General features: G+C 61.3%; 1 protein-coding gene. It reads right to left on the minus strand.

Annotation, left to right across the window (positions count from 1 at the left end; translation table 11 throughout):
• Positions 1-31: 31 nt before the first annotated feature.
• Complete coding sequence (locus GY937_16145; GenBank protein MCP5058236.1) at positions 32-952, minus strand: DUF1295 domain-containing protein; 921 nt, start codon at positions 950-952, stop codon at positions 32-34.
• Positions 953-1429 lie beyond the last annotated feature (477 nt).

The raw sequence follows: 1429 nt of genomic DNA on the forward strand, positions 1-1429 counted from the left end.
AGTGTCCACCCTCAAACCAGGGTCGCCGAACTCACGCCGCGCCTCTGGAAAGAGAACTTCGCCGACGCTCCCCTCGGGCCCCTGACAGGCTGAGACCCCGCGATACGGGCTGCAACCACGTCCGAGGCTGGCCGCTTACGGTCAAGTAGACGAGCGTCACGTACATGATTCGCGAAATGAAAAGGAGTCCCGCAGTGACCAGGATTGCGACGGGCATGGACTCCGTTCGATAGAGAGAACCAAGCGAGGGAACCGCCATGAGGATGAGTCCGTTCCAGACCATCCACTCGCCAAAGTAGTTGGGATGGCGCGAGTACCGCCAAAGGCCCACATCGCATACGCGATTTCGCAAGCCGTCGGCTTTGGTTTTTGATATGAAGGCGGCCTTTTGAAAATCGGCAACCGACTCGAACACCAAGGCCCCACACGCGACTGCGAATCCGAGAATCTCGACAGGTGAAATCGAACTCGCGGGGTTGGCAGCGATGATGAACGCTGGGAAGGAGAGAAACGACGCATTCGCGAATCCCTGGGCCAATACCTCGACCTGACGCGCAACGGGAATATTCGCTTCGCCCGTCTTCTCCCATCGGACCGCCTGGTATTGGTAGCGTGGAAACTCTCGTTCTAGCGCACCGATTCGCCAGAGGTTGAGCGCGCCGCCGCCCATGCGAACTCCGACCAGGATGTACAGCCCACCGACCATCGCGATTCGCAGTTCGTCTCCTGCACCCATCGAGAGAGTGAGCACTCCGATCACAACGAGCCCCCATGGCCAGCCGATATCCACGTAGGACATTCGACCGGTTCGCCAGACGGGTATGCAGACGACGAACGTAAACAGGACGACCTGGAGAAGTCCGTTGATCAGTCCGAGCGTTCGGAGGTGGTCGCTCGCCACGAGCAGCGCCCACCCAGCGATGTACGGCAGAAGCTTCAAGAACCTCTTCATGGCGACTCCCTTTCGCACCCGCCTTCGCGAAGCCGAAAGACTCTACCGGAGGCACGACCCTTCGCGCAGCGCTCCATCTTGGCCGATACGTTCGAACGAGCCATGGCCGGCTGCTACGGGTTTCGCGTCGCTCATTTTGCAACGAGAAGCCCTGGATCGCGGCCGCGGAGCCCAAGGGAACCCATCGTAGAGCGGCTACCGAGGCAACCCCGGTAGCCCCGACAGGGAATCCCCGATCGGCGAGTAGCCGACGAAACACCGACTACCCGGTGGGGATGGGAAACTCCACGCTTCCCACGAAGTCTGCCAGCGACTTCAGTGCTGAAATCCCGGACCTCCTAGCCCCAATCCGTCATTGGATCCGGGCCCCTGAGGGTATCGGTCCGGGTCAGGCGGCGAGTTGTTCGATGGCCCGATTGAATCGTTGGCGGGTGGAGGCCTCGGCAGCGATCCGCAGCTCGGCGCGCCCCTGAGGCC

It is taken from the genome of bacterium, assembly GCA_024228115.1.
Taxonomy (GTDB): Bacteria; Myxococcota_A; UBA9160; order UBA9160; family UBA6930.